Origin of the sequence: Prosthecobacter sp. (assembly GCF_020439865.1) — a bacterium.
Taxonomy (GTDB): Bacteria; Verrucomicrobiota; Verrucomicrobiia; order Verrucomicrobiales; family Verrucomicrobiaceae; genus Prosthecobacter.
The window spans coordinates 15,247-41,711 of the sequence record NZ_JAGRPF010000028.1 but is presented as its reverse complement, the minus strand read 5'-3'; the positions used below and the strand labels follow the sequence as shown (position 1 = coordinate 41,711).

The following is a 26,465-nucleotide window of genomic DNA, read 5'->3' as shown; positions in this document are numbered from 1 at the left end:
GCCATGAACGAATCCCCTGCCAACACCAAGCTCAGCCCCTGGACCATCTGGGTGCCGATCATCATCGCCACACTCGGCATCGTCGTCTTTTACAACTACCTCATCTATCGCTCGCGCATCGACAATGACGTTGGCCGTCCTGCCATCCTCGGTCGTCTTGAAAAGGACCTCGAACTCACCGAGCGCAACGGCAAGACGGTGCACATGTCGGATCTCAAGGGCAAGGTGCTCGTCATCTCCTGGGTCTTCACCCGTTGTCCGCGCGGCTGCGCCGCCGTGATCGCGAAGCTGATGAAACTGCACCAGGAATTCGGCAACGAGCCCAACCTGCAGTTCGTCAGCTTCACTCTCGACGCCGACGACACGCCCGAGATGATGAAAAAATTTGCCAGCAGTCTCGGCATCAAGGACGACGACAACTGGTGGTTCGTGAACGGTGAAAAAGAGGCAGTGCGGAAGTTCATGACCAGCCAGGTGCAGTTCCGCCCCGTGCAGGACATGCCTGAGGCCGACCGTCTCTCGCCGGATGACAAATACATCCACGATCTCCGTGTCGCCGTCATCGATCATCTCGGGCACGTCCGCGGCCTGGAGGACATTTTGAACACCGATCCCGAATTCGCGAAGTTCTGGGACGAAAAGCTGCGCAAGGACCTGCGCTACCTGCTCAACGAACAGAAAAAGAACCCCTACAAACCCCTCGAAACGAAATAGTCCATGGACGTCACCGAACTCCCGAAGCTCTACACGATTTTCAACGGCTGCGCGCTGTTTCACATCACCCTCGGCCTGGTTCTCATCAAAGCCGCAGGCCGTCAGGCGGCTTCCGGCGATTCACAAAAGCTCCTGATCGCCGCAGGCCTGCGCAAAGGCCACATCGTCAGCATGATCATCGCGCTGCTGTTTTCGACCGCGTTCCTCGGCTGCTATCTCTACTATCACTACCATGCCGGCCACGTGAAATTTGCCGGCACCGGCATGACGCGTCCGATCTATTTCACGATCCTCTTCACCCACATCCCGCTGGCGGTACTGAGCCTGCCGATGATCATCATGACGGTCGTTCCCGCGCTGCGTCAGCGTTTCGACAAGCACCGTCGCATGGCGAAGTGGACCGTTCCCGTCTGGCTCTACGTCTCCGTCACCGGCATCATCGTGTACCTGATGTGCTACGTGTGGTACGGACCGCCTATCCGCGCCTAGACTCGATCACTCCTCGAACGTCCACGTCTTCCGCTTTGGCGGCTTAAGGTCCGTTCGCCCGTTTCGTTTCCGAAACACATCAAACACGAGGTCGGAACCGTCCGCCTTCATCTGGTGCACCATCCGCAGCAGCTCGCCGAGCCGGCCCTTCGGAAATCCCGCCTTGTTCGCGAACCAGCCGAGATACTCCGCCGGGATGTCGTAAATCGGCACGCCCTTCGGCGGGAAATGCTGCGGCCCGTATTTACCAAACGGCATGAACGTGCTCCCGATCTCCTCCAGATCGTGTCGCATGCGTTCGGCGAGGTCGTCCATGATCCCGTCATTTTAACGACGCATGCGCCTCGCGCAGCAGCTTATCCGTCGTGTCCCAATCGATGCAGGCATCCGTGATCGACTGGCCGCGGACGAGTTGATCGAGCGGCTGCGGAAACTTCTGGCTGCCGCCGACGAGATTGCTCTCCAGCATCGCCCCGATGATCGCCTTCTGGCCGGCGGCACGCTGGCGCACGATCTCGCGGAAAACATCCGGCATGCGGCGATGATCCTTGGCGCAGTTGCCGTGGCTGGCGTCGATCATGATCGCAGGCTTCAACTTGGCGGCTTCGAGGCCGTCGATGGTTTCCATGACGTTGTCCGCGCCGTAGTTTGGGCCATTGTCGCCGCCGCGCAGAATGATGTGGCAGTCGGGATTGCCGCTGGTGGTCACCGCGGAGGCCACGCCGTCCTCACTGACACCAAGGAAAGTCTGTGGCTGCATGGCGGCCTTGATGGCGTTGATGGCTGGCGTGATGTGCCCAAACGTGCCGTTCTTGAATCCGAGCGGCATGGACAAACCCGAAGCCATCTGACGATGCGTCTGTGATTCCGTCGTGCGCGCACCGATCGCGCTCCACGAGATCAAATCGGCAATATACTGCGGTGTGATGGGATCGAGCAGTTCCGTGGCCGTTGGCAGGCCGAGATCGAGCACGTCGCGCAGGATCTTCCGCGCGAGTCGCAAACCGGCCGGAATGTCGCAGCTTCCGTCGAGATGCGGGTCCATGATCAAGCCCTTCCATCCGACCGTGGTGCGTGGCTTTTCGAAATAGACGCGCATCACGATGCAGAGGCGGTCGTTCAGTTCCTTCGCCAGCACCGTGAGCTTTCGCGCATACTCCAAACCGGCCTCGGGATCATGAATCGAGCACGGCCCCAGAACGACGAGGAAGCGCGGATCGCTGCCAAAGATGATTTCACGAATTTCGCGCCGAGATTCGGCCATAAAAGCGGTCTGCGCCTCGGTGGGTGCGATTTCAGCCACCAAATCACGCGGAGCTGGCAGGGCGATGTTGGAGGCGATGTGGAGATTGGCAGTCTGGCTCATGGGGGCGTGCACATAGCATCACCCGGCCGTTCGCTCATCCAAAAATCACCTCGGGACGCGATCACGCAATCGACTCGGCTTCCAGAGACTCGCCCTCCGACTTCGCAATGACCACCGCTCCGACCGTGTCACCGAAGACGTTCACGGTGGTGCGGGCCATGTCGAGCGGACGATCGATGGTGAGGATGAGGCCGAGCGAGGCTTTGATCATGTCCTCGGAGAAGCCGGCATTTTGCATGATGATGATGATCGCGACCAGACTGGCGGCCGGAATCCCGGCCACGCCGATGCTGGAGACAAGCGCGAGCAGCACGACGATGAACTGCTGCGCGAGCGACAGGTCGAGTCCCATGACCTGCGCGGCGAACACGACGACGACGCATTCATACAGAGCGGTCCCGTTCATGTTCACCGTCGCGCCGAGGGGAATGACGAAGCTGCTGACGCGCTCGGATACCTTCGCCTGATCCTGAATGCAGCGCATCGTCACCGGAATGGTCGCGGTGGAAGAGGCGGTGGAGAAGGACATGAGCAGCGCCTCGCTCATGTTGCGGAAGTGCTTCATCGGCGACACGCCGGAGAATTTCAGCACAATCGGCATGACTAGCAGCGTGTGCAGCAGCAGCGCTCCAACGACCGTGAGCACATAGGGCACCAAATTCTGCAGCACGCCGAGTCCCACCTCCGCGATGGCGGGGATGACGAGGCAGAAGACCGCCAGCGGCGTGACTTTCATCACCCAGGTGGTGATGAGCGTCATCACATCCGCGAGCTGCGCAAAGACCTCTCGCAGCGTCTCCGGGGAACCGCCGGGCACGAGCACCATCGCCACGGCAAAGAGAATGCTGAAGACGATGATTGCCAGCAGATCGCCTTTCGCACATGCCTCAATCACGTTCGTTGGAATCATGCGCTTCAGGATGTCGAGGAGCGAACTGGCGCCGCCTTCCGCCTTCTTCATCACATCGCCCACCTCGCTGGCGCTCTTGCTGTTCAGCGCGGAATCCATCGCCGCACGCAGTGTCGAGTTCGGTTTGCCTTCGCTGATACCGGGCTTGATCGTGTTCACCATGAACAGGCCGACGCAGACGGCGGCGAAACTGCCAAGCACGTAATAGACGCAGGTCTTCAATCCCATGCGCGCAAAGCCGTCCAGCGAACGCAATCCTGCGATGCCGCTGATGATGCTGGCGACGACGAGCGGCACGATGACCATCTTCAGCGCCCGCAGGAACAGATCCGAAACGAAGCGGCAAAAGGTCAGAATGGAGGCGACCCAGCCCGGCACATCGCCTTCCGCCGGATGCGCGAACTGCTGGAGGATGACTCCGGCTCCGATGCCGCCGATCAGGGCGATGACGATCGGCCAGTGCTGATGACCGTGGTGCGACTTGGCATGTTCATGCTGGGACATGAGCCGAGCTTATGCCGCGAAAGCCGCATGACGGCAACAAGAGAAGCCCGCGTCGCCTGTTTTGGCGATGCGGGCTCCGGGGGATTGGATTGATGCGCGACCCGATTATTGAATCGCAATCTGACGCGGCTTGGCGACTTCTTTGAGCGGGAGTCGGATCGAGAGCACGCCGTCCTCGAGCTTCGCACTCATTTTGTCCTCATCGACCGGCGTGTTGAGGCGCAGGCGGAGGATGTAGCTCAGCGGCGAGAGTTCGCGGTGGAGCGCCTTCATGCCTTCCGGCACGGTGGCGTTGCGTTCGCCCCGGACGGTCAGGATGCCGTCTTCGAGGTCGAGCTTCACGCCGCTTTTTGGCACGCCGGGCATCTCGACGCGCACTTCATACGCGTCGGTGCTGCCGTTGACGTTGTAGAGCGGCTTGCGCAGCGACTCGGTGACACCGGAAGTGGCGGGAGCGCTGGTGGAGGGGGAGCAGGTGGCATTCATGGTGTTGTGAGATAGAGTGGTACAGTTTTGGAATGGTGGAGTGATGGGCGGGAGCAGAACTGCAGCGCTCCATCACTCCAGGATGGTTTAGTTCAGGGTGATGGTGCGTGGCTTGCGGTGTTCGGCCTTCGGCAGCGTCACGGTGAGGATGCCATCTTCGAGTTTCGCAGCGATGGCCTCGGTGTTGACGCCATCGGGCACGGACACGGAGCGGGTGAGGCTGTAGGAGCTTTCGTTGTCGCCGTCCTTCTCGCGTTTCTCGGCGGAGACGGTAAGCATGCCGTTTTGCAGCTCGATCTTGACGTCTTCCTTCTTCACGCCGGGCACTTCAAAGCTGGCGAAGTAGTTGTCCTTGTCCTCATGGACATCGACCGCGAGCTTGTCGCTGGTGACGCCGGGGAACACCTCGCCGAGATTGCCAAAGTAGTGACTCAGCGATGGCAGTCCGGCAAACGGATGGCGGAACCACTCGTCGAAGTCGGAGACACGGCTGAGGCTGTTAGGATTGGAGCGAATGAGTTTCATGGTCTGATTGGGTTGGTTTGAGTTTTGGGTTGGAATGAAGTTCCGCTTCTCTGCCTCTGCATCAGCCGTGCCAGTGCATTCCGGACGCCCTTGAAGTCCTTGATTTACAAGGGATTCAGCCTAATCACGACCTCGCAGCCCCCCGGTCATGAGGGGTCGTTTGTGCCACAAAACTGGCACAGACTGTCACTTCGATGTGACAATTCTTCCGAATCAAGCCTGCGCCATGGCAGCCTTCTTCTTGGCCTTCAGATTCAGCATCTCCACCGCCATCGAGAAGCCCATGGCAAAGTAGATGTAGCCCTTCGGAATCTCGAAATGGAAGCCCTCGCCAATCAAGGCGGTGCCGATGAGGATGAGGAAGCTCAGCGCGAGCATCTTCACCGTGGGATGACGCGCCACAAATTCGCCGACAGCCCTCGCGAAGACCATCATGAAGCCCACGGAGATCAGCACTGCGCACACCATGATCGAGATGTGTTTCACCATGCCGACGGCGGTGATCACGGAGTCGAGCGAGAACACGATGTCGAGCAGCGCGATCTGCACCATCACGGCGCCAAACGCTGCGCCTGCTCCCACCCGGCTGCGCACCTGACCTTCGGGATCACCCTCAAGCTTCTCGTGGATCTCGTGCGTGCTTTTGTAGATCAGAAACAGACCGCCCAAAATGAGGACGAGATCCTTTCCGGTGACCTTGTGATCCAGCAACTCAAACAACGGCGTAGTAAGCGACATCACCCACGTGATCGACAGCAACAGCAGGATTCGGGTCACCATCGCCAGCGCCAACCCCACGAAGCGGCCGCGCTGACGCTGCTCCTCCGGCAGCTTGTCCACCAGGATGGAAATGAATACGATGTTGTCGATGCCGAGGACGATCTCGAGCACGCACAGTGTCAACATCGCGATCCAAGCCTCCGGAGACGAGACCCAGGAGAAATCAAACACATTCAGGTTGGCGGTGACGGCGGCAGTGGCGTTGGCAAGCATGATGCGCGGACGCTAGCGGGATCACGGGGCTTGGCAAACCCCGGCCCGTTCCATTTGCGGGCGCAGATTGCAGGCCGCTACTGCTGCAACGCCCAGAGCTGCTTCATCGTCGCCAGATACACCACGCCGTTTGCGGCGGTGACGGTGGCGCTGATGGGCGTTTTGAGTTCGAGATTGCACAGCACCTTTTTCTCCCGGCCTTCGGCCAACACGCAGAAGTTTCCTTTGCGTGTGCCGAGGTAGATCTTGCCGTCAGCCACCATCGGGGAGGCCCAGAAGGTGCCGTTCATCTCGTGCGTCCACACACCCTTGCCGGTGCTTTCTTCGACGCAATGCACGACACCGTCCGCGTCGGTCGCATACACGAGTCCATCGTGCACGGCGGCTGTCGTCAGGGTGTGCTTGCCGAGCGGATGACTCCACAATTCCTGCCCGTCGCGCGGATCGACGCATTTGAGCCAGCACTCGTTCTTGCCCCAAAACACGTCGCCACCGCCGGCGACGAAGAGTTTGCCATCAACGATGACCGGCATGCCATAGATGTTGCTGGGGCCTTCCTGCCGGTTCTGCGTGTAGAAGTGTACTTTCGTCTTCGGCGCCGTGGGATCGAGGTCGTATTGCCAGCGCTTCGTCAGCGTCACCACGGCATCGGTTGGCGACGCGTTCTCCAGCGTTTCAAAGGCGTAGGTGATGCCGTTGCCGCCACAGAAGAAGATCGTCGGCCTGCCATCGACCTCCGCGAAGCTCGGCGACGACCACGTCGCGTGGAAGATGTTGGGTGAAATGTGTTCGTCGTCGCGGGCGAGATACTTCCCGGTGTTTTTGTCCACCACGATCAGACTCGGCGCGTCCGGTTTGCGGATGAAACGGTGCGTGTTGTCCACTCCGGTGCCGGTGTTCACATACAAATGATCGCCGCGAATGAGGATCGAACTGTGCGCGTTGTCATGGCACCAGATTCCGCAGGCCTCTTTCATGTCGAGCATCCACACGATGTCCGCGTCCAGCGGTCCGGGCGTCATCGCCGGCTCGCCGCGCAGCGCCATGTGTTTGCCCTCGTCTTGATACGGACCGTCGTTGCCGTTCGCCAGACCGTGAACGTCCAGGCATACGACTTCACCGCGATTCGTCACCAGGTAGGCGCGATCGCCTTCGACGGTGGCCTCGGAGGACATGCCCGTCTCCGGCCAGTCGAAGTACTTGTCGTCCTCCAGCTTCGGCACCACGAGCTGCCACAGCAGATGCCCGTCTTGTTCATCCAGACACATGAACACACCGCGGTCACCGGCATGCCTCGGATCACGCGGGTTCGTATTGTTCGTGCCGATGAAAATGCGCCCGCCTGCCACCATTGGCGTCGAGTGCGTCTGCGTGCCGAGGTCCACCACCCACTTCACATGCTGCTTCGTCTCGGGATCAAAACTGTCCGGCAGCTGCTTCTCGTCGGACACGAGATTCCTCGTCCACGCCTGCCCCCACTGCGGTTGATCGGCGGCAAAGGTGGCAAGCGGCAGCAGGAGGAGGGCGATTCGGACGGGTGACATCCGACATCAAACGCACCAGCGCGCGATCTTTGCGCGGAAGCTCTGCAAACGGGGTGACAATCCCTGCGCTCAGGATTCGTACAGCTTCCACCACCATGAATCGCCGCCAGTTTCTCCAGACCACCTCCGCCGCCGCTCTCACCTCGTGCTCCACACTGAGCGCGCCCGATTCGCTGATCATCGACACGCATCAGCACCTCTGGGACAGCCACGTGATGAATCCGCCGTGGCTCAAAGGTGCGCCGGAGGTGTTGCGCCATGATTACGTCACCGCCGACTACTTGAAGGCCACCGCCGGCCTCAACGTGAAGGCCATTTACATGGAGGTCGATGTGGCCCCGGGCGATCACATCAAGGAAGCCGATGGCATCGTCGCGCAATGCCGCGCGAAGAACACACCGACCATCGCCGCGACGATCGGCGGACGGCCTGCATCGGCGGATTTCGAAAGCTATGTGAAGCGCTACGCGGGGAACGGCATCGTCAAAGGCCTGCGCCAGGTGCTGCATGGCGATTCCACCCCCGCAGGCTTCTGCTTGGGCAACGATTTCGTGCGCGGCATTCAGACGCTCGGCAAACACGGCCTCAATTTCGAGCTCACGATGCGTCCGATGGAACTGGAGGACGGCGCGAAGCTCATCAAGCAGTGCCCGGACACGCCCTTCGTGCTCGACCACTGCGGCAACGGTGATCCCAAGGCCTTCAATTCAAAACTCGGCCCCGGCTTGAAGCGCACCTGCACCATCGACGGCTGGAAACGCGGTATCGATGCCGTCGCCGCCGCGCGCGCCGATGTCATGTGCAAGATCAGCGGCATCGTCGCCTTCGTGCCGCCGGGGAAATGGCATGCGGAAAACCTCGCGCCGGTCGTGAATCACTGCCTCGACGCCTTCGGTCCCGATCGTGTCTTCTTTGGCGGCGACTGGCCCGTCTGCCTCCTCGGCAGCCCCGTGCGCGGCTGGGTCGATGCGTTGAAACAGATCGTCTCCTCACGACCCGCCAGCGAGCAACGCAAACTGTGGTCTTCGAATGCGATCCGGTTTTACAAGCTGAGGGTCTAGCATCAGTCCAGCGTCCGCCGGTAGCGCAGCACGCCGATGATCAGGGCGACGATGGCGAACATCGAGATGTGCCAGAGTTCCAACGAGATGTCGGTGAAGGTGTTTCCCTTCAGCAGCACGCCGCGCACGATACGCAGGAAATGGGTGAGCGGCAGTACTTCGCCGATGTTTTGCGCCCACTGCGGCATGCCACGGAAGGGAAACATGAATCCGGAGAGCAGCAGCGAGGGCAGGAAAAAAAAGAACGAACCCTGCACCGCCTGAAGCTGGTTCGTGGAGACGGTCGAGAAGGTGATGCCGACGGCGAGATTCGCGGCGATGAAGACAAACGCGGCGGCGAAGAGCAGGCCCAGATTGCCGACCATCGGCACGTGAAACAGGAAGTGCGCGGCGACGAGAATGAGCACGACCTGAATGTAGCCGACGAGCATGTAGGGAATGATTTTCCCGAGCAGCACTTCGAACGGGCGCGTGGGCATCGAGAGCAGGTTTTCCATCGTGCCGCGCTCGCGTTCGCGCGTGATGGCGAGCGCGGTGATCATGACCATCGTCATCGTGAGCACCACGCCCATGAGACCGGGTACGATGTTGTACTGCGTGATGGCTTCAGGATTGTAGAGCGCATGCACGCGGAGATCGACGGGCACGTCGGTCTGGGCGAGGTAGGCGAGCGGTCCTTTGAGGTCGTTCTGCAACGCGGAGTTTATCAGCGTGCGCACGGTGCCGATGGCGTTGCTCGTCGCGGCGGGATCGGTGGCGTCTGCTTCAACGAGGAGCGCGGGTTTGTCGCCGCGCAGGAGGTCGCGCGAGAAATCCTGCGGGATGGTGATGACGAACTGAACCTCGCCGTGCTCCAGCACCTCACGCGCCTCGTCTTCGCTGTGCAGCTGCTTCACGAACTTGTAGTAGCTGCTGTTGCGGATAGCGCCGAGCAGCGTACGCGCCTGCGGGCCGTTGTCGTTCATCAGCACGGCGGCCGGCAGGTCTTTCGGATCCGAATTGATCGCATAGCCGAAGAGCAAAAGCTGCAGCATCGGAATGCCGACCATCATGCCGAAGGTCACGCGGTCACGACGCATCTGGATGAACTCCTTGGTGATGATCGCGAGGAAGCGGGTGATGGAGAATCGATGGCTCATGCGGCGAAGTTGTCCTTCGATTGATCCATCAGGTGAATGAACACGTCCTCGAGGCAGGCACGGATCAGCGTCCATTCGTAATCGCTGCGGAAAGGCGCGATGGCCTGCTCCAGCGCGGTCGCATCGCCGCCGCTGACATGCAGCGACGTGCCAAACGCAACGGCCTGATGCACGCCCGGGCACTGGCGCAGTTTTTCAGCGAGGTTCAGCAGATCGGTGCCACGCACCGCCCATGTCGTGAGCTTCGCGCCGTCGATCACCTCCGCGACGGTGCCGTGCGTGAGCAGGTTACCGTAGGCGAGATAGGCCAGCCGGTGGCAGCGCTCCGCTTCATCCATGTAATGCGTCGTGATGAGAAACGTGAGCCCTTTGGCGGCCAACCGGTGAATCTGCTCCCAAAAATCGCGTCGCGCCTTCGGATCGACGCCTGCGGTGGGTTCGTCGAGCAACAGCAGTTTTGGCGAATGAATCAAACACGCCGCGAGTGCGAGGCGTTGCTTCCAGCCGCCCGACAATTGTCCCGCGAGCTGCCGTTCGCGCCCCGCAAGGCCAAGCTGCTCGATGGACGCGTCCACGGCCGCGCGCCGATGCTTCACGCCATACATGCGTGCGACGAAGTCGAGGTTTTCGCGGATGCTCAGGTCTTCGTAGAAGCTGAAGCGCTGTGTCATGTATCCGACCTGCGTTTTGATCGCCTCGCTCTCCTTGATCACGTCAAAGCCGAGACAGGTGCCGCTGCCGGCGTCCGCGTTCAGCAGGCCGCACAGCATGCGGATGAAGGTGGTCTTGCCGCTGCCATTCGGGCCGAGGAACCCGTAGATCTCACCGGAGCGGACCTGAAGATCGATGCCGTTCACGACCGTGCGCGTCCCGAAGCGCTTCGTCATGCCTTTCACGTCGATCGCGAGGTCGCCGTTCATGGCTCATGCGGAAATTCGACGTCCACCGGCTGTCCGGGATGCAGCTTCACCGCATCCGCGTCTTCAAAACGCAGTTCGATCATGAACACGAGCTTGCTGCGGTTCTCCTGGCTGTAGATCACCGGCGGCGTGTACTCCGCGTGCGGCGAGATGAAGCTCACCTTGCCCGTGATCGGCTCCGCAAGACCATCGACATGCACCTTGGCCGCATCGCCGGGATGCAACGTCACCAGTTTCGTCTCGGACACAAACGCGCGCACCTTCATGTTCGCAGGCGGCAGCAGCGAGACTACGGGACGCCCGGCGGCGACGAATTCGCCCTCACGATACAGCGTGTCATACACCGAACCCGCAGCTGGCGACTTCTGCTGCTTCTGCGAGAGATCCCACTCCGCCTTCGCCAGCGCCTCGGTCCGCGCTTTGACTTCAAATTCCAGTGCGCTGACCGCATCGCTGCGCAGTCCAAGCTCCGCGGTCTTGATGTCGGCCTCCAGTTGAGCCACGCGTTCCTTGTCCTGCGTGAACAGGCTGCGCGCCTTGTCGATGCTCTCCACGGCAACGGCTCCTGTCTTGCGCAGCGCCTCCTGCCTCACCTGTTCCGACAACGAAAACGACATCGCTTCCTGCGCCTGCTTCAATTGCGCGTTGAGCGACTCCATCTCAGTGGGCCGCCGACCTTTCCTAGCATCTTCCAGCGTGGCCTTCGCCTGCGCCAGCCGGTGGGTTGCCTCATCACGTGCCGCGGTTTCGGCCACGCTTTCGAGCGCGAACAACGCATCCCCTTTGTCCACCTTCTGTCCTCGCTGCACCGACAGCTTCGTCAGCTTGCCGGGCAGAGGAGACGAGACATAAACAAACTCGCCCTCGGCATAGCCTTGCAGCAGATGACTGGGAGCGCGCTTGCATCCGGTTGCGCCTGCGAGCAACAGGACGGCGCCGAGGAAGTGAACCAACTGCTTCATGAATCGCGGAGACACGGGAGCAGTTATCGCGGTTCGTCCGCGGATGCAAGGCATCGTCAACGTTGTTCCGACGGCGCTCCACCGCACCCCCAAGAGGGAGCAATTGGCTCTTAGCAGCCTGCCTGGTTCATGCTAAAACTCGATGAATGAAATGCGCGTTATGTCATTCCCTGAATCCGTTGCGGAACTCGCACATCATTCCCGAGTTTCAGTACAAGCCAATCTACGACCCTAAACATAGGCTGCTCACCATTTCGTCCAATCCACATAAACGCGACAGATACGTCCAAAAGGGACTTCGTGAAGAGCTGCTATGTGACGCGTGCGAAATCTTGTTTTCAGGTTGGGAAGATTATTCTTTCCGGGTTCTCTTTGGCGACACTGCGAAGCTGCATTCAAAGACAGAAAAGACCATCCACCTCAAAGGAATCGACTACCCCAAGTTCAAACTCTTCCTCTTCTCATTGTTGTGGCGCATGAGCGTCGCAAAAGGAGATTTCTGGAAAGAAGTAAATCTGGGGCCGCTTGAAGCTCGTCTTAGAGAGTGCTTGTTAACATCAGACCCACTCACATCAGATGAATTTCCGTGTCTGCTGTGCCCGGTTTTGATTGATGGACATTATGATTCAGGATGGTTGATGCCGCCGGACAAGATCCGAGTAAATGGCTGCACCGTTTACCGAATCATTATCAATGGCATTCTGTTTAGCTTTTTCGCGTCTTCACAAGCTGATCAGCTCAAGTTGGGCAGTTACTCCATCAACGAAAAAGGAGAGATGAAGCTTATCGTCGAAGAAGCCCGGCAAATCCCATATGTGAGCCAGATTCTCCTTGCGCTGGGGAAAGCCATTCACCAGCGCAAAGATTCATAGCGTTGCATTGTCTCATTTCTTCACCGCCCCCAGCACATCCAGCTCGTGAATCGACCAGAAGAGTCCCTTCACGCTTCCGGTGTCGGTGATGCGGATGAACTTTGCTTTCACCTGCTTGGGAAACATGAATTCGGTGACGCTCGTGTCGCTTTTACCTTCGAGGACGGGTTTTTCCCACTCGCTGCCGTTCATGGACACTTCGATCTTCCAGCCGCGCGGCCAGTCGCCACGGGAGCTGCCAGTGTCGAGGACGAGGCCGGCTATGTCGGCGGCCTGCGGCAGTTCGATCTGCACCCACATGCCGGGCTTCTGAGGCGTGTGCGTGTCCCAGCGAGTTTCGAGATTGCCGTCAACAGCCCGGGCGAGTTCCTTGTCGTTGTGGCTGGAGGTGAGCTTCCATTCCTTGCGGTTCTCCAGTGGCTGCGGGCCGAAGCTGCGGAGCTCGGGCTCGGTCCACGGCGTGGTGCGCGAGGCGAGTTCCTTGCGCAGTTTGGCGACTTCGTTTTTGTCGATGAAGCGGCCGCTGTTGCCAAAACTCTTGCGCACGTAGCTGGCAATGTCGGCGAGCCATTCGTCCGTGTTGTTCGCCATCGGGATCATCTGCGCCTGATACGTCTTGCCATTCACCGGTCCGGAGAGGCCGTGGAGCAGCACGCGCAGGATGAAGTCGCTCTTCACGGCAGTTTTCGAGCCTGCAAGCGCAGGCGCGAGCGTCATGCCGGTCGGCAGACCGTCGATGGCGGTGCCTTTGCCGTCGAGTCCGTGGCAGGTGAAGCACAGCTCCTGATAGATGGCCTGGCCGCGGCGCATCTGATCCTTCTGTGCGTTGCTGAACTCGCGCGGGAAATTGATCTGGCTGTTGAGCATCTGCCCGGCCATTTCTTTGACACCTTTCGACGGCGTGCTGAGCGCGGCGAAGTTGATGAGCTTCGCGTAATCCTTCCACTTCATCTGCTTCGCCGTGAGCAGCGCCTGGATGATGACGCTGGGATCGCTGTCCTTCGTCAAAGCGGTGACGTCGGCCACGAGCGACTCATCCGTGAGCGATTCGCTGGCGCGGATGCCAGCTTTGCGCAGCACGGGCGAGGCGTCCTTCAACGCAATGCGCACGTGTTCGCTGGTGAGAGCGCCGAGTCCTTCGAGCGTCCACAACGCGTGAATGCGGGCGAGCGCGCTGTCATTTTTCTGAAGCATCGCGACGAGCGCGGGCACGACGCTTTGATCCTGCTTCAAGACGAGCAGCTTCTGCGCGGTGTCACGATACCAACCGTTCGGATGCGCGAGTGTTTCGACAAGCTGAGCGGGCGTGGCTTCGAGCAGCTTCGGTGCAGGCACAGGCTTGGTCGTGTCATGCACGAGACGCCACACGCGGCCGCAGTTGATGATCTTCTCCATGCCGTACTGCAGGATCACCTTGCGCAGGTAGCTTCCTTCGCGCGTCCAGTTTCCCTCCTGGATGATGCCGCGATACATGTCGCAGATGAAGAGCGTGCCGTCGGGCGCGGTCTTCATGTCCACGGGCCGGAAGCACGCGTCCGTGCTGCGCAGAAACTCGCTCTGCGGATACGGATTGTGCAGAATGGTGATGCCATCGGCGACCTCGATCTTCGTCTGGCGCACGAGGCGGCCCACGGGCTCGCCAAAGAACAGACCGCCCTTCAACTCGGCCGGCAGTTGATCGCCGCGATAGATCTCGCCACCACAGGTCGCGGTGAAATGATTCAGCGTGTTGTCATCACGCGACTTGCCGGGGCCGCCCTGGTAGTCGCGCAAACCCATCGCCGGCCACACGACTTCAAAGCCGGGCTCGAACTGCGCACGCGCGAACGACTGGCCGTAAAGGATGTGGTTTTGGAAATTGAGCGGGCCTTTCTCGCCACCAGCGTTCACGACCCAGAACTTGCCCTCGTCATCCTGCGTGGCGCCCCACTGGCCGCCATTGCCCGGAATGTCCTGCTTGATGAGCTGGCCGTCCTTCCAGCGGAGGCGGTAGTTGTTCACGGCGGTGTAGATCCAGTTGTCGAGCGCCCACGTCATGCCGCTCGGCTGATGCTCCAGATTGCCGCCGCGCGGTCCGCCCTGATACACAGGTTTCTTCTCATCGCTCACGCCATCGCCATTCGTGTCCTTGTAGAGATAGATGTCATTTGTGTCGGTCTCGCCGATGAGCACGCCGTCCGCCAGCGGCAGCAGCAGGCGCGGGAGCTTCAGTTTGTCGGCAAAGACGCGATGCATGTCGTATTTGCCATCGCCCTTGCTCGACCAATGCACTGAAACGCGGCTCGTGCTCACGAGTTCGTTCGAGCCGTCGATGTCGCGCATGTAGCTGCTCATCTCCGCGACGTAGAGCCGCCCGTTGCCATCGAAGGCCATGCAAACCGGCTCCGTGATGTCCGGCTCCGAAAGGATGAGCTCCATGTGGTAGCCCGGCGGCAGCAGAAAGGTCTTCGCCTCCTCCGCAGCCGTCAGCGGCTTTACGGGAGGCATGGGCGGAAAATCTTGGGCGTCGTCGGCCAGCAGGCAGCGAACACTGACAGCGGTGACGAGGAAGAGGGTGCGGAGATGCATGGCAGGCGGGGTTTGGAACGCTTTAATCATACTTTCGTCGAGCATCGTACGTTTGGTGACAGGCTGCCATTCTTTGTTAAAATCCGGCCATGCCGACGCCACGCCTTCAGGCTGAGTTTTTCGCCCGGATCGCCGATCCTCAGGGCGTACGCGCCGTTTTTGAGCACCTCCCCGGCGTGTTCTTCTTTATGAAGGATGACCTGGGGCGGCATGTCGCGGCCAACAGTGCCACATTTGAGCGCTTCGGCATCAAGAGCGAGCGCGAGCTCGTCGGTGCGATGGACGAGAAGTTCTTTCCTCCTGAGATCGCCAAGGCCTACCGCGAAGACGACCAGAAGGTCATCCGCAGCGGCAAACCGCTGATCAACCGTCTCGAAGTCTGGTATGACGAGCAGCGAAACCTGAACTGGTTCCTCTGCACGAAGCTGCCGGTGCGCGACAAACGCGGCAAGGTCATCGGCGTGATGGGCATCACCCGCCGCGACGAAGACCGCATGCGCCACCATGACGTGCGTGAAGTCACCGCAGCTGTGCAATACGCCCGCGAGCATTGCCGCGAAGTCATCACCGCCGCCGAACTCGCCCGCGCAGCCGGTGTGTCCGAACGTCACCTCCATCGCAAGCTCCGCAGTGCGCTCGGCCTCAGCCCCTACGAGCTGCTCCTGCGCACCCGCATTCAATCCGCCGCCGAAGCACTGGCCCGAACCTCGACGCCCATCATCGAAATCGCCCTCGATCACGGCTTCTGCGATCAAAGCGCCTTCACCCAGCAGTTTCGCAAGCGCACCAGCATGACGCCGAAGGAATTTCGCAAGCGGCATCAGGGTTGAGCATCCGGAGGCGGCGACCGCAGAAACGCGAGCCATCGCTGCAGCCGGTTGGCCGCAGACGTATCAGGCAGCGCGGCTTCATCGAGCACGAGTGTCATCTCCCGTCCATGCGGATGCTGCACGGATGCCGCACCGAGGCTGGTCCACCAGGTGAGCATGACCTCGTTCGACTCCAAAATATTCGCCACAAACCGAAGGATACCCGACGCCCGTGCATGCTCCCACAAGGCGGCAAGCAAAAGAGTGCCCGCACCCTGGCCCTGAAACTCATCCGCAACGGTGAAGGACACCTCGGCCAGATCGGCTTCCTCGCCGGATCGCCAGAATGAGCCGCCACCCACCCCGGGAACCTCATCGTTGTTTTCGATTACGATGATCCAGCTCACATGCTGACCCTGATCTTCCGCACAGAGCCGGTCGATGAAGGTCGGATTGACCCCGTGAAAGCGCGTCCAGAACCTGAAGTACGTGGATTCAGGCGAGAGCCGCTTGAAGGCGTCAATGATCCGCGTCCGGTCGTCCGGAAGCAGCGGACGCAGGATGACGGGAAGCCGATCGCCGAGTTTCAACCGATAGTGGGGCAGCATGTCAGTTTTTCTCCAAGAAGAGGCCAAATCAGAACGGGATCAACCGTCAGTCGGTCACGGTTGCATCAGGCATGCCAGAAAGAGCGAACGGCAATCGAGTTTGTGAGGAGGCGCATCCTTGTCTAGCCTGCCCCCATGCCTGCGCCGCGAAGAACCAACCAGCCCGAAGTCCTGCGCGGACTCGTGGATCGCGTGGTGTTTCACAATGAGGACAACGGCTACTGCATTCTCAAGGTGGTGCCGGCGGGCAAACAGGATGTCGTGAGCCTGATCGGGAAGGCGCCGCGGGTCGTGGCGGGAGAGGAGTTCGAGGCACGCGGCGTGTGGGAGCCAAATCGCGACTTCGGGCCGCAGTTCAAGGCGGATGAACTTAAACTGCGGCGGCCGGATTCACTCGGCGGCATCGAGCGCTATCTCGGCAGCGGGCTGATCGAAGGCATCGGGCCGAAGTACGCGAAGCGCATCGTCGAAAAGTTCGGGCCGAAGGTCTTCGACATCATCGAGAACGAATCGAAGAAGCTCGAAGACGTCGAGGGCGTGGGCAAGAAACGTCGCCTCGAGATCCGCGAGTCGTGGATGAAGCAGAAGTCCATTCACGGCATCATGCTGTTTCTTCACAAGCACGGCATCAGCTCGTCGCGGGCACTGCGCATCTACAAGACGTATGGCGAGGAGGCGCAGGCGGTGTTGAAGGAGAATCCGTATCGGCTGGCGCAGGACATTCGCGGCATCGGCTTCAAAACGGCGGATGACATCGCCTATCAACTCGGTGTGGCCGAGGACGCACCGGAACGCATCAAGGCGGGAATTCTACACGTGCTCGAAACGGCGGCGCAAGGCGGCCACTGTTGCTTCCCTGAAGTCAAAGTGGTCGAAAAGGCGGCCGAACTGCTCGGCGTGGAGACGTTGATCGCTCCGCAGATCGAAGCGCTCATCGGGGGCGATCAGGTCGAACGTCACGGCGAGTTCTTGTATCTGCCTCACCTGCGCAAAGCCGAGCAAAGCATCGCCGCGAGTGTGAAATCGCTCTCGACATTGCCAGCAGCGTATCCGCCCATCGATGAAGACGCGGCGCTGGCGTGGGTGATGAAGAAAGCAGGCAAGGAACTGGCCGAAAGCCAGCAGCGGGCCGTTCGCGAGGCCTTGCGGCAGCGCCTGCTCATCATCACCGGTGGTCCTGGTGTGGGGAAGACGACGATCCTGCGCAGCATCCTGCTCATTCTGCAAAGCAAGCAGGTGAAACTCGTGCTCGCCGCGCCTACCGGCCGCGCGGCGAAGCGTTTGAGCGAAAGCACTGGGCTCGAAGCGAAGACGCTGCACCGATTGCTCGAATACCAAGGCGAAAGCGGCTGGGGACGACATCGCGGCAAGCCGCTCGTTGGAGATCTCTTTGTCGTCGATGAGGCTTCAATGATCGACGCGCCGCTGATGGCGCAGTTCCTCTCCGCATTGCCGCAGGGTGCGCATTTACTCATCGTTGGCGATGCCGATCAGCTTCCGTCCGTCGGTCCCGGCATGGTGCTGCATGATCTGATCGCCAGCGGCACCGTGGCCTGCGTGAAGCTCACGGAAATCTTCCGGCAGGCCGCGAGCAGTCGCATCATCACCAGTGCGCATGCGATCAATCGTGGGCAGGTGCCGGATTTGAAGCCGACGCGTGGCAGCGACTTCTTTTTCCTCGAGGCGGGCGAGCCGGACGAGATTCGCGATTTGATCGTTCAACTCGCGCACACACGACTTCCGGCCAAATACGGCTTCGATCCCATCGCGGACACTCAGGTGCTCACGCCGATGAATCGCAACCTGCTCGGCACCGCGTCGCTCAACCACTCGCTGCAGCTTGCTCTGAATCCGCCGAATGAGGTGAAGTTCGAGATTGAACGCTTCAACACGACCTTTCGCGTCGGCGACAAGGTCATCCAGACGCACAACAACTACGACAAGGAAGTCTTCAACGGCGACATCGGTCACATCGTCGCGATCGATGCCGACCCCGTGAAGATTCACGTCCGCTATGATGCCGAGCGTCTCGTCGAATACGAACCCGGCGAACTCGACGAACTGCAGCCCGCTTATGCGCTGACGATTCACAAAAGCCAGGGCAGCGAATTTCCCTGCGTCATCATTCCGGTCAGCACGCAGCATTACGTCTTGCTGGAACGCAGCCTGATCTACACCGCCATCACGCGCGCGAAGAAGTTGTGTGTGCTGGTCGGTGACGAACGGGCGTTGTCGCTGGCCGTAAGCAAACAGGAGAGCCGGAAGCGATTGACGAGGCTGGGTGGAATGCTGTGAGCCGTCTTGATGGAGGTTGCGTGTTTTGCCGCGTTCATGGTAGCCTGCTCGCATGAGACACTTGCTAATAGCCTCCTTCCTGCTGTTGCCCGTTTGCCTGAACGCTCAAGTGATTGAAGTCTCTCCTCCGAGACAACCGCACACCATTGATGCCACTGTCGGTTACGAGATGACGTCGAAGGAGGAGACGTTTCATGCCAAGAAGCCTGACATGGGTGGAGACAATGGCTTCGGAGCGAAGAAGGCGGGCACCTTGCTTGGCTTTAAGGGCAAACTTGTGAGCTGGTTTGGAATCGTGCGTGAAATCCCGGAAGGCGGCAAGGGAACCTTCCTGATCGAGAACAAGTACTACGACGGACTCAACGACGCGCACATGCAGCTCGCTTCGCTTTATGGCGCGGGGGACTTCCGTGTTGAGGCGGTCGATTCCAAAAAACAGATCAAGCACCATTGTCTCGTGCGCGTGATTGGTGATGTGACGGGCGAGAAGGAAGGTGCGCCGGTCGTCAAAGCTCAATACATTCGTGTCTGGAATCTCGGTGACTTCGCCTTCATGGACTACGGCGTGGATGCCAGCAATGAGCGCTGGGTGAGGCTGCGTCAGAAAGTGAATCTTGTGTATTCACCGTCACCGGATGCCGCTTATTACGAAAAGCTTCTGGGCAAATGATGTCCGCCCGAATAAAGGGCGTTCGATGACACGTAGGTTTGACTCTTCCCATTCAACCCACGTTATCATGCCCAACTCACGTCGCTCCTTTCTGAAGAACTCCACGCTCGCCTCGGCCGCCGTCGCTTTCCCGGCGCTGGTGCGTGGTCAAAACCTCAATAGCAAGCTGCAAGTAGCCTGCGTGGGCGTGAATGGCATGGGCTACAGCGACCTGCACAATGTGGGATCGCACGCGGCGGTGAAGTTCGTCGGCTTCTGCGACGTGGACGCGAACCGTTTCGACAAGGCGGACAAGGAGTTCCCCGGTGTGAAACATTTCTCAGACTACCGCGAGATGTTCAACACGCTGGGCGACGGCGTTGACGCCGTGACCGTGGGCATTCCCGATCACATGCACGCTCCGGTCGCTGTAGCGGCGATGCAGCGTGGCAAGCATGTCTATTGCCAGAAGCCGCTCGCACACACGGTGTGGGAAGCGCGGCAGATGCGCCTGTGGGCGGAGAAGAAGAATCTCACCACGCAGATGGGCAATCAGATTCACTCGTCGATCGAATACCGTCTCGGCACGCGGCTGATCAAGGAAGGTGCGATCGGGAAGGTAAAGGAAGTGTACTCCTGGGTCGGTGTCACCGGCAACGAGCGTACGCGCATGTTCAATCCGCCGCCTTCCTCTCCGGTGCCGTCGAATTTGAACTGGGACCTTTGGATCGGCGCCGCGCCGATGCGTGAGTATGCGCACGCGTATCATCCTTTCATCTGGCGCGACTGGCAGGACTTCGGCGGCGGCGGACTCGGCGACTTCGGCTGCCATATCATGGATCCAGTGTTCACTGCGCTCGATTTGACCGCTCCGATCAGCGTCGTGGCCAAGAACAGCGGCATCAACAATCAAATCTGGCCGACGCACGAGACGATCCACTACGTCTTCCCCGGCACGCAATACACGGCGGGCAAGACGATGAAGCTCACCTGGATGGACGGCGGTCTGAAGCCGAGCCACAAGCTGGCGCAGATGCCGGGCGACATCGATCTGCCCAACAGCGGCAGCATTTTCATCGGCGAAGGCGGCACGATGGTGCTCGCACATGTAGCGGGGCCGCGGTTGTATCCGCTCGACAAATTCACGGGCTTCAAATATCCGAAGGAAGAAGGCCGCAGCCACTGGCACACCTGGGTGGACGCCTGTCTCGAAGGCAAGAAGACCAGCGACGGCTTCCACTATGCAGGCCCGCTGGCCGAGACGGTGCAACTTGGCAACGTGGCCACGCGCCTCGCGATTCCGAAGATCGACCCGGTCACGGGACGCATGGAGGAGGCGAACAAGGTGCTGGAATGGGACGCCGCCAACCTGCGCTTCACCAACGCGCCGGAAGCCGACAAGCTGCTGACAAAGACCTATCGCAAGGGCTTCGAAGTCGAGGCTGCGTAAAACAACCAGGTTGGGCAATTTCAAAAAAACTGCGCGCCGAACGGGTAAGTTCGGCGCGTATTTTTTTCGATGCGCAATTGATCGGCTGGCGTAGTTATTGCGTCAGACACTGGTATGAATTCGGAACACATGAACGAATCGTCCCCCTCTCTCAGCGGCAGCCTCCTGCTTGCGTCACCAGCCATGCGCGACTCGAACTTTGCGCGATCGGTGGTTTTCATGGCAGCGCACAATGCGAAGGACGGAGCCTTTGGATACATCCTGAACCGCCCGCTGGAGCAATGCGTGGCCGATCTCCTTCCTGACCAGGATCTGGGAGCGCTCGGTGAAGTGCCGGTCTTCATGGGCGGCCCGGTTTCCACCGACAAGCTGGCCTTTGCCGCACTACACTGGAACAAGCGCCGCCGCACGCTGCGCTGCCAGACTCATTTGTCCGTGGCTGATGCGCTGCACGCCCTCAGCCTCGGTCACGACGTGCGCGGCTTCGTCGGTTATTCCGGCTGGAGCGGAGGTCAGCTCGAAAACGAGCTCGAACTGCGTTCCTGGATCACCACCAACGCACGACCGCTCGTGCTCACGGTGGACACCCCAACCAAGATGTGGGGCGCCATTCTCAAAGACATGGGGCCGGTGTATCAGGTGATGGCCGGAATGCCCGAGGACGTGAGCTTGAACTGATCGGAATAGGTTCTTCTCGAAGATTCCCGCTTCGTTCCATTTGGCTGGAGCGCCTTACTTCGAGAATTCCTTGTCGATGGCGTCGAGGTACTTCGAGATCGGATCGTCACGCGCTGGGAGTTCCTTCTCGATGGTCTGCGGCAGATTGAGGAAGTCGTCGAACTTGCCGGAGAGACGGTCCGTTTCACTGGCTTCGAACCAGTCGAGGTAGTCACGAACGGCGATGGATTTCTGATAAGCGACGAGAGCAAACGCATGCAGGGTGGCGAGGCGCTTGTCCATGTCCTTGGTCTTTCCCGCCTGAAGGTCATTCACGGCGGCAAGGTAGCCGGTGACCACCGGACGGAACAGAATGCTGACTCGAAGTTCCAACGCGCGAAGCGATGCGACATTGTAATTGAGGATACCGACACGATCCGGGTGCTTGAGGATGTGCTGATATTCCTCCAGGGGCAGAACCACCGGCACCTTGTCGGATTTGACGGCCGCCGCAGTTGCAGCGTCGCCTGCCGCAGGCTTGATCATGCCGGCCGGCACCGGTTTGGCATTCGGATTCGTGGTGTGCGGTGCGTTGGAGGAAGATGAGGAGGTTTTGGAGGCCGGTTTGGCGTTGGGATTGGTCGTGCGAGGTTTGGCCGGCTCCTTAGCTTTGGTTTCAGGCTTTGAAGCCGCCTTCTTGGGTTCTTCTTTTTTCTCAGATTCCGCAGGTTTCTCGTCCTTGTCCTTGGACTTGCCTTTGAAGAAGTCCAACAGCGGCGTTTTGGTGGGACGCGCTGCTTCTGGGGACAGCCAAAGCCAGGCATCGGCGAGCGAAGGCGAAAGCAGACGTGCCACGTCCAGCGTGTTGGCGGAAGGTGCGGTGGAAGCCTGCTCTTCCCCGTCTGCCTTGTCGTCCTTTTTTGCCTCGGCGGGTTTTTTGTCACCCCGGAACCAGTTGAGCGGATTGAGCTTGGAGGGCTTTTTCTCGTCTTCTTTGACCTCCGGTTCCTCCTTCACCGCAGTCTTGGGCTTCTCGATCTCAGCAGCTTTGGCTTTTTCGGACTCCTTCTTTTCCTCGTCGCCGCCACCGAAGAGACGGGCCATGAATCCGGGCTTTTTCTCCTCCTCCGTTTTGTCGCCCTCTTCATCCTTCCCTTTGGCCGCAGCCATCTCCTCATCGGACTCTTTCTCTTTGACATCGGGATCACCCAAAAAGAGCAGACGACGGAGAATGCTGCGCCTGGGCTTGCCATCTTTTTCCTCCGGAGGCTCTTCCGCGATCGCTGCCGCCTCTTTCGTCTTGGGCTTCGAAGGTTCGTTCGTAGTCGACGTCTGTGCCGAAGGCGGGCTGTCCGCGATGACCGGCAGCGGCGCGGGAAGGACGAAGGGGCGCGGCTTCACATTCTTTGGCACCTCGGCGAGCGGCGCCTCATAATGAATGGTAATGGCCTCTTCGATGGCCTTCAGGCTTTCGGCAGGCGTGTATGGCTCGGCGATACCCGGCTTGGACAAAGTCGCGAGCTGAAGCGACCACCATTTGTTCAGGCTCGAGGCTGAGGCGGCGAAGTTCGGGAACGCCGCGCTGAGCAATTCTCGCTCAGAACGCGGATCACTGGCGAGGGCATTGAGGAACTTGTTGAAACGTGCCGCACCATCCGGCTGATCAACGAGAGCAAGCACGAGAGCACAACAGGACGTTTCGTAGATGGTGCGGGAGAGCCCGTCCATCTCGACCGGAGATGCCGCGATGATTTCCTCGATGCCATAAATTTTGCCGCTGCGGAAGATGGTGGCAAACATGGCGCTCGGGCGGGCGCTGGCCTTGTACTCCATCGCATGCAGCACGCCGGTCATCACCCAGTCCGGCAGCAGCAGACGCCCTTCTGGCATGGAGATCTTCTGGTGATTGCGCAGGATGCGTTCGGCGAGGAGCGCACGCACGATTTCCTTGCGCAAATCTTCGGCATTGAGGCCGGCCCGCTCATTGACCGTCACCTGAAGATGAAAGCCTCCGTGGGTGAGCTCGCTGATCGCGGTGGAAACCGGCGGACCGGTTGATTTGGACGCCTCTTCCCCCGTGTTGAGCAATACGACGACGGGGAGAACCCACGGTTCTTTATCATTGAGCACCTTGCGCAGCTCAGCCGAGACCTCCTCACAACGTGAGGACATGGCACTGCGGGTCTCGAACACCTTTCCATGCACAATGAACTGTCTGCTGGTGCTGGTGGAACTCGTAACGGGTATTTTGTCCGAGGGTGCCGACACATGCGGCGCTTCGACGGTGGAGGGCTTCTGGGTGACGGCCTCAAGCGCCTGCATTTTGCTGGCGGAATTGTCAGGTGCAGGAGTTGCCGCAGGTGCGGGTGCAGGAACTGGCGCAGCTGGTGCCGATGGCTTAACGGATCCCCCACCCTGCAACTGACCTGGCAACGGCGGAGGAGCAAATGTCTTCGGCACCTCAATGGCGGCCGCGGCTTCCTTTTGTTCCTTCGTCAGTTTTGGCACCGGCGGCGCAGGTGTCTGGGCACCAGCTCCGAGCGCAGTGCAAAAGACGACGAGCACGCCCATCCGGGCGAATGGAAAACGACGGTTCATGTGGGAGGGAAACGAGGATCGAGCACGAGCTTGTCCTTGGCGATAGTGATCTTCGTCATCTGAAACAGCGCCTTGATTTCAGGGTCGAGAGCCTCCGCCACCGAAGTCAGCGCCGGATAGATCGGACGCATCATGCCGCGCGGCATCTGGAGATGACCGTAGGCACCGCGCAACAGCTCGACATGAAAATGGTCCGCATCACGACTGATCGCGAGATCGACACTGGCGGTGCGGACATGCCCTTTGAGGTTCCAGATGAGAAAGAGCCGGGCGCTGTCCGGTTCCAAGTCAACCCGTGCGCCCTCGAAAGTCACCCAGCCGCCAAACATGTTCGCGACCTTGCCTGAGAGCACCGTTTTGAGATGACGGTTGATTTCAGCCTCGCTGATTTCCATCGCCGCAGCACGCTTGATCGCTGTCTGACGCAGCATGTCGAGCATGTCATCGTTTTTGACGGCACCCGCCTGCGGTGGAACAGGAAGATCTGCGGGCCGGTGCGCCACCCAGGCCGCTCCGGCGAGCGCACTGACCAGCAACAGCCGCAACGTCTGGAGCAGGTGGCGAATCACGATGGCAGGGGTGGATGATGATGGCGGGATCAGGCCGCCGTTCCGGTCTTGGCAGGTGTGCTCCCGGTCCCCGACGCCGACGAAGAACTGCTGGTGGCAGGGGGAGGCGTCGAAGGCGTGGACGCAGAAGCGCTTTCAGAGTCCTTCTTCGCCGCCGCCTTGTAGGAGTCGCTGCGGTAGTCTGTGATGTAAAAGCCGTTGCCTTTGAAGATGAAGCCTGCTCCCGCGCCGATCTTACGTTTCACCGGACCCGGGCAGCCTTCCTGCGGACATTCAGTGAGATGCGGATCCTTCATGGACTGTTTGGCCTCGAATTTGTGACCGCACGTCTGGCATTCGTAATCGTAGGTGGGCATGATAAATGGAAAACAGGCTGCGAGGGGGAGAGCTGAATTGCGCAGCGGGGAATGATTATGCCTTGTAGCGCCCCCTGCTGCAAAAGGATTTTCCCCCGCGTCACCCGCTTTGGGAAATCCAGACTCGACAGCGGGCCGGCGTGGAATGTATTATCCGTTCATGTCCTCGCTGTTCCAGGAAACCGTCTTCCTGAAGAATCTTTATGCCACACCCGCAGACTGGCAGCGTGATTTGTTTTATTCCGTGGTCCGGGCAGGACATCTTCGGGCTGGGTTCGAACATCGCATCGAACGCGAGACCTATCCCGGCCACGAGCTGATCCTCTGCCTGAGGGGTGGCGGCTGGGTGCAGGTGGCCGGCAAACGGCACGCAGTCGGACCGGGTGCACTGGTATGGGTCAACTGCCATCACCCGCATCTATACGGTGCTGCCAAAACGGATCCTTGGGAACTGTACTGGATGCGCATCGAAGGCCGTTCGCTCGACCGTATTGCCGAACTGCTTCAGGCACGCTCCCAGCCCGTGCTCGAAGGCATCAACGAGCAGGCTGTCTCGCAGGAATTTGAGCGCGCGTTCCACTACATGAGCGGTACGCGTCCCAGCGATGCCGCACTCGCCAGCGCAGCCGTCGCCGCCATCATCGGCCTCGCGTTCCATGTTCGTCTCTCGGAGCCTGGACTGGTTCAGCCCGAGCTGCCCTCCGCGGTCTCGAAGGCGCTTGAGCGCATGCGGCTCTACTTCCATCTGCCCATGCGCGTCGTCGAACTCGCCCAGCTCAGCGGCATGAGCGAAAGTCATTTCAGCCGTCAGTTCAAAGCCGCCATCGGCACCAGTCCGATCGACTGGCTGCGCCGCGAACGCATCAATCAGGCGAAGCGCCGGCTCATCGAATCCGACGATCCCGTGAAGGAGATCGCCCGTCAGGTCGGCTATCACGATCAGTTTTTCTTCTCCAAAGACTTCAAGAAGATGACCAAGCTCACGCCCACGCAGTTCCGCGATCAGGAAAAGCAGCCGTGACGATCAGCCCGGCAATTCGGGCCGGCGCATGCGCTGTTCCAGCCACGTATGGGTGCGGCGAAAAATGAAATCGAGCAGCAGCGCCAGCAATGCGCCCGCCACCGCACCCGCGATGCCACCGTAAACGGCGATCAGCCAGCTTTCGTCCACCTTGTCGAGAAGTGTGCGCCCGAGCCACGCGGTCACCGCGCCTGCCGGAATGCCGGCAAGCACACCGAATTGCAGCAAAAAGGCACGCACAGCGGTTGCCGGTCGCTTTGTCAGAAAACCCAGTGCCACGGAACTCGACAGCATGCCAAGCATCACCAAGGCCGCAGCGATGGCGCATGCAAACAGGCCCACGGCGATGCCAACTCCAATCAGCACAAGCATGACCAGCAGAAAGATAAGGCCTGGAACT

At 60.0% G+C, this 26,465-nt stretch carries 26 protein-coding genes; 10 read left to right on the top strand and 16 right to left on the bottom strand.

From position 1 onward, the window contains the following. Nucleotides 1–3 precede the first annotated feature (3 nt). Together KDL09_RS02545 and KDL09_RS02540 are read left to right on the top strand one after the other, a co-directional pair. Entirely contained in the window at nucleotides 4–714 is a 711-nt protein-coding gene (locus KDL09_RS02545; protein WP_294380982.1) for an SCO family protein, read from the top strand. 3 nt (nucleotides 715–717) lie between these two features. After that, a complete protein-coding gene (locus tag KDL09_RS02540; RefSeq protein ID WP_294380981.1) occupies nucleotides 718–1,203 on the top strand; it encodes a DUF420 domain-containing protein in 486 nt (161 codons plus the stop codon). Between the two features lie 6 nt (nucleotides 1,204–1,209). On the opposite strand, the gene KDL09_RS02535 is transcribed toward KDL09_RS02540, so the two are convergent. The 7 genes from KDL09_RS02535 to KDL09_RS02505 all read right to left on the bottom strand — a co-directional run bounded on the left by KDL09_RS02535 (nucleotide 1,210) and on the right by KDL09_RS02505 (nucleotide 7,531). Continuing rightward, complete coding sequence (locus tag KDL09_RS02535) at nucleotides 1,210–1,518, bottom strand: DUF3820 family protein (protein WP_294380980.1); 309 nt, start codon at nucleotides 1,516–1,518, stop codon at nucleotides 1,210–1,212. Nucleotides 1,519–1,525: 7 nt separating this feature from the next. Further along, nucleotides 1,526–2,569, bottom strand: a complete 1,044-nt coding sequence (locus KDL09_RS02530; protein WP_294380978.1) for a 3-deoxy-7-phosphoheptulonate synthase — start codon at nucleotides 2,567–2,569, stop codon at nucleotides 1,526–1,528. A 61-nt stretch (nucleotides 2,570–2,630) separates the two neighbouring features. After that, nucleotides 2,631–3,983: a dicarboxylate/amino acid:cation symporter gene (locus KDL09_RS02525; RefSeq protein ID WP_294380976.1), complete on the bottom strand. Its 1,353-nt coding sequence runs from the start codon at nucleotides 3,981–3,983 to the stop codon at nucleotides 2,631–2,633. Between the two features lie 105 nt (nucleotides 3,984–4,088). After that, nucleotides 4,089–4,469, bottom strand: a complete 381-nt coding sequence (locus KDL09_RS02520) for an Hsp20/alpha crystallin family protein (RefSeq protein ID WP_294380975.1) — start codon at nucleotides 4,467–4,469, stop codon at nucleotides 4,089–4,091. An 87-nt stretch (nucleotides 4,470–4,556) separates the two neighbouring features. Beyond that, entirely contained in the window at nucleotides 4,557–4,994 is a 438-nt protein-coding gene (locus KDL09_RS02515; RefSeq protein WP_294380972.1) for an Hsp20/alpha crystallin family protein, read from the bottom strand. Nucleotides 4,995–5,207: 213 nt separating this feature from the next. Then, the gene (locus KDL09_RS02510) at nucleotides 5,208–5,987 is read right to left on the bottom strand and encodes a TerC family protein (RefSeq protein WP_294380970.1); all 780 of its coding nucleotides are present in this window, start codon (nucleotides 5,985–5,987) and stop codon (nucleotides 5,208–5,210) included. Between the two features lie 77 nt (nucleotides 5,988–6,064). After that, the gene (locus KDL09_RS02505; protein ID WP_294380969.1) at nucleotides 6,065–7,531 is read right to left on the bottom strand and encodes a PQQ-binding-like beta-propeller repeat protein; all 1,467 of its coding nucleotides are present in this window, start codon (nucleotides 7,529–7,531) and stop codon (nucleotides 6,065–6,067) included. Between the two features lie 95 nt (nucleotides 7,532–7,626). On the opposite strand from KDL09_RS02505, the gene KDL09_RS02500 reads away from it, so the two are divergent. Continuing rightward, entirely contained in the window at nucleotides 7,627–8,592 is a 966-nt protein-coding gene (locus KDL09_RS02500) for an amidohydrolase family protein (protein ID WP_294380967.1), read from the top strand. A 2-nt stretch (nucleotides 8,593–8,594) separates the two neighbouring features. On the opposite strand, the gene KDL09_RS02495 is transcribed toward KDL09_RS02500, so the two are convergent. From KDL09_RS02495 to KDL09_RS02485, 3 genes are read right to left on the bottom strand one after another with little or no spacing between them, the layout of a single operon-like run. Further along, nucleotides 8,595–9,731: an ABC transporter permease gene (locus KDL09_RS02495; RefSeq protein WP_294380965.1), complete on the bottom strand. Its 1,137-nt coding sequence runs from the start codon at nucleotides 9,729–9,731 to the stop codon at nucleotides 8,595–8,597. Further along, the gene (locus KDL09_RS02490) at nucleotides 9,728–10,651 is read right to left on the bottom strand and encodes an ABC transporter ATP-binding protein (RefSeq protein ID WP_294380963.1); all 924 of its coding nucleotides are present in this window, start codon (nucleotides 10,649–10,651) and stop codon (nucleotides 9,728–9,730) included. The genes KDL09_RS02495 and KDL09_RS02490 overlap by 4 nt, the downstream gene beginning before the upstream one ends. Further along, nucleotides 10,648–11,628: an HlyD family efflux transporter periplasmic adaptor subunit gene (locus tag KDL09_RS02485; protein WP_294380961.1), complete on the bottom strand. Its 981-nt coding sequence runs from the start codon at nucleotides 11,626–11,628 to the stop codon at nucleotides 10,648–10,650. Before KDL09_RS02485 ends, KDL09_RS02490 begins: the two co-directional genes overlap by 4 nt. A 317-nt stretch (nucleotides 11,629–11,945) precedes the next feature. Here KDL09_RS02485 and KDL09_RS02480 point away from each other — a divergent pair, with 317 nt between their 5' ends. Next, nucleotides 11,946–12,485 (top strand): hypothetical protein, encoded by a 540-nt coding sequence (locus KDL09_RS02480; RefSeq protein WP_294380958.1) that lies wholly within the window; start codon nucleotides 11,946–11,948, stop codon nucleotides 12,483–12,485. 12 nt (nucleotides 12,486–12,497) lie between these two features. Here KDL09_RS02480 and KDL09_RS02475 read toward each other — a convergent pair whose 3' ends face one another. Beyond that, on the bottom strand, nucleotides 12,498–15,053 hold the full coding sequence (locus tag KDL09_RS02475; protein ID WP_294380955.1) for a discoidin domain-containing protein: 2,556 nt from the start codon (nucleotides 15,051–15,053) through the stop codon (nucleotides 12,498–12,500). An 89-nt stretch (nucleotides 15,054–15,142) separates the two neighbouring features. Between KDL09_RS02475 and KDL09_RS02470 the strand changes: the two genes are divergently transcribed. After that, a complete protein-coding gene (locus tag KDL09_RS02470; RefSeq protein WP_294380952.1) occupies nucleotides 15,143–15,883 on the top strand; it encodes a helix-turn-helix domain-containing protein in 741 nt (246 codons plus the stop codon). Here KDL09_RS02470 and KDL09_RS02465 read toward each other — a convergent pair. Further along, nucleotides 15,874–16,470, bottom strand: a complete 597-nt coding sequence (locus KDL09_RS02465) for a GNAT family N-acetyltransferase (RefSeq protein ID WP_294380950.1) — start codon at nucleotides 16,468–16,470, stop codon at nucleotides 15,874–15,876. The genes KDL09_RS02470 and KDL09_RS02465 overlap by 10 nt on opposite strands. Nucleotides 16,471–16,605: 135 nt before the next feature. On the opposite strand from KDL09_RS02465, the gene KDL09_RS02460 reads away from it, so the two are divergent. The 4 genes from KDL09_RS02460 to KDL09_RS02445 all read left to right on the top strand — a co-directional run bounded on the left by KDL09_RS02460 (nucleotide 16,606) and on the right by KDL09_RS02445 (nucleotide 21,542). Then, nucleotides 16,606–18,765, top strand: a complete 2,160-nt coding sequence (locus tag KDL09_RS02460; protein ID WP_294380947.1) for an ATP-dependent RecD-like DNA helicase — start codon at nucleotides 16,606–16,608, stop codon at nucleotides 18,763–18,765. Between the two features lie 52 nt (nucleotides 18,766–18,817). Continuing rightward, nucleotides 18,818–19,435 carry a hypothetical protein gene (locus KDL09_RS02455; protein WP_294380945.1) on the top strand — a complete coding sequence of 206 codons (618 nt, stop codon included), beginning with the start codon at nucleotides 18,818–18,820 and terminating at the stop codon, nucleotides 19,433–19,435. Between the two features lie 67 nt (nucleotides 19,436–19,502). Further along, nucleotides 19,503–20,864, top strand: a complete 1,362-nt coding sequence (locus KDL09_RS02450; RefSeq protein ID WP_294380943.1) for a Gfo/Idh/MocA family oxidoreductase — start codon at nucleotides 19,503–19,505, stop codon at nucleotides 20,862–20,864. A 129-nt stretch (nucleotides 20,865–20,993) separates the two neighbouring features. Beyond that, nucleotides 20,994–21,542 (top strand): YqgE/AlgH family protein, encoded by a 549-nt coding sequence (locus KDL09_RS02445; protein ID WP_294380941.1) that lies wholly within the window; start codon nucleotides 20,994–20,996, stop codon nucleotides 21,540–21,542. 54 nt (nucleotides 21,543–21,596) lie between these two features. Here KDL09_RS02445 and KDL09_RS02440 read toward each other — a convergent pair whose 3' ends face one another. The 3 genes from KDL09_RS02440 to KDL09_RS02430 are packed head-to-tail and all read right to left on the bottom strand — an operon-like array spanning nucleotide 21,597 to nucleotide 25,044. Then, nucleotides 21,597–24,119, bottom strand: coding sequence for a hypothetical protein (locus KDL09_RS02440; RefSeq protein ID WP_294380938.1), 2,523 nt, complete (start codon nucleotides 24,117–24,119; stop codon nucleotides 21,597–21,599). Beyond that, nucleotides 24,116–24,688, bottom strand: a complete 573-nt coding sequence (locus KDL09_RS02435) for a hypothetical protein (RefSeq protein ID WP_294380936.1) — start codon at nucleotides 24,686–24,688, stop codon at nucleotides 24,116–24,118. The genes KDL09_RS02440 and KDL09_RS02435 overlap by 4 nt, the downstream gene beginning before the upstream one ends. Nucleotides 24,689–24,717: 29 nt before the next feature. Next, a complete protein-coding gene (locus KDL09_RS02430; RefSeq protein ID WP_294380935.1) occupies nucleotides 24,718–25,044 on the bottom strand; it encodes an FmdB family zinc ribbon protein in 327 nt (108 codons plus the stop codon). A 160-nt stretch (nucleotides 25,045–25,204) separates the two neighbouring features. Between KDL09_RS02430 and KDL09_RS02425 the strand changes: the two genes are divergently transcribed. Then, nucleotides 25,205–26,065 carry an AraC family transcriptional regulator gene (locus KDL09_RS02425; RefSeq protein WP_294380933.1) on the top strand — a complete coding sequence of 287 codons (861 nt, stop codon included), beginning with the start codon at nucleotides 25,205–25,207 and terminating at the stop codon, nucleotides 26,063–26,065. 3 nt (nucleotides 26,066–26,068) lie between these two features. Here the strand turns inward: KDL09_RS02425 and KDL09_RS02420 are convergent, their stop codons facing one another. Further along, nucleotides 26,069–26,437: a hypothetical protein gene (locus tag KDL09_RS02420; protein WP_294380931.1), complete on the bottom strand. Its 369-nt coding sequence runs from the start codon at nucleotides 26,435–26,437 to the stop codon at nucleotides 26,069–26,071. Between the last annotated feature and the right edge of the window lie 28 nt (nucleotides 26,438–26,465).

Bases quoted from the DNA above. Each gene is read 5' to 3' on its own strand.
- KDL09_RS02460 (WP_294380947.1), top strand. From the start codon at position 16,606: ATGCCTGCGCCGCGAAGAACCAACCAGCCCGAAGTCCTGCGCGGACTC.
- KDL09_RS02510 (WP_294380970.1), bottom strand. From the start codon at position 5,987: ATGCTTGCCAACGCCACTGCCGCCGTCACCGCCAACCTGAATGTGTTT.
- KDL09_RS02475 (WP_294380955.1), bottom strand. From the start codon at position 15,053: ATGCATCTCCGCACCCTCTTCCTCGTCACCGCTGTCAGTGTTCGCTGC.
- KDL09_RS02495 (WP_294380965.1), bottom strand. From the start codon at position 9,731: ATGAGCCATCGATTCTCCATCACCCGCTTCCTCGCGATCATCACCAAG.
- KDL09_RS02445 (WP_294380941.1), top strand. From the start codon at position 20,994: ATGAACGAATCGTCCCCCTCTCTCAGCGGCAGCCTCCTGCTTGCGTCA.
- KDL09_RS02420 (WP_294380931.1), bottom strand. From the start codon at position 26,437: ATGCTTGTGCTGATTGGAGTTGGCATCGCCGTGGGCCTGTTTGCATGC.
- KDL09_RS02535 (WP_294380980.1), bottom strand. From the start codon at position 1,518: ATGGACGACCTCGCCGAACGCATGCGACACGATCTGGAGGAGATCGGG.
- KDL09_RS02470 (WP_294380952.1), top strand. From the start codon at position 15,143: ATGCCGACGCCACGCCTTCAGGCTGAGTTTTTCGCCCGGATCGCCGAT.
- KDL09_RS02465 (WP_294380950.1), bottom strand. From the start codon at position 16,470: ATGCTGCCCCACTATCGGTTGAAACTCGGCGATCGGCTTCCCGTCATC.
- KDL09_RS02425 (WP_294380933.1), top strand. From the start codon at position 25,205: ATGTCCTCGCTGTTCCAGGAAACCGTCTTCCTGAAGAATCTTTATGCC.
- KDL09_RS02490 (WP_294380963.1), bottom strand. From the start codon at position 10,651: ATGAACGGCGACCTCGCGATCGACGTGAAAGGCATGACGAAGCGCTTC.
- KDL09_RS02500 (WP_294380967.1), top strand. From the start codon at position 7,627: ATGAATCGCCGCCAGTTTCTCCAGACCACCTCCGCCGCCGCTCTCACC.
- KDL09_RS02515 (WP_294380972.1), bottom strand. From the start codon at position 4,994: ATGAAACTCATTCGCTCCAATCCTAACAGCCTCAGCCGTGTCTCCGAC.
- KDL09_RS02440 (WP_294380938.1), bottom strand. From the start codon at position 24,119: ATGAACCGTCGTTTTCCATTCGCCCGGATGGGCGTGCTCGTCGTCTTT.
- KDL09_RS02525 (WP_294380976.1), bottom strand. From the start codon at position 3,983: ATGTCCCAGCATGAACATGCCAAGTCGCACCACGGTCATCAGCACTGG.
- KDL09_RS02430 (WP_294380935.1), bottom strand. From the start codon at position 25,044: ATGCCCACCTACGATTACGAATGCCAGACGTGCGGTCACAAATTCGAG.
- KDL09_RS02530 (WP_294380978.1), bottom strand. From the start codon at position 2,569: ATGAGCCAGACTGCCAATCTCCACATCGCCTCCAACATCGCCCTGCCA.
- KDL09_RS02545 (WP_294380982.1), top strand. From the start codon at position 4: ATGAACGAATCCCCTGCCAACACCAAGCTCAGCCCCTGGACCATCTGG.
- KDL09_RS02520 (WP_294380975.1), bottom strand. From the start codon at position 4,469: ATGAATGCCACCTGCTCCCCCTCCACCAGCGCTCCCGCCACTTCCGGT.
- KDL09_RS02455 (WP_294380945.1), top strand. From the start codon at position 18,818: ATGAGACACTTGCTAATAGCCTCCTTCCTGCTGTTGCCCGTTTGCCTG.
- KDL09_RS02450 (WP_294380943.1), top strand. From the start codon at position 19,503: ATGCCCAACTCACGTCGCTCCTTTCTGAAGAACTCCACGCTCGCCTCG.
- KDL09_RS02505 (WP_294380969.1), bottom strand. From the start codon at position 7,531: ATGTCACCCGTCCGAATCGCCCTCCTCCTGCTGCCGCTTGCCACCTTT.
- KDL09_RS02540 (WP_294380981.1), top strand. From the start codon at position 718: ATGGACGTCACCGAACTCCCGAAGCTCTACACGATTTTCAACGGCTGC.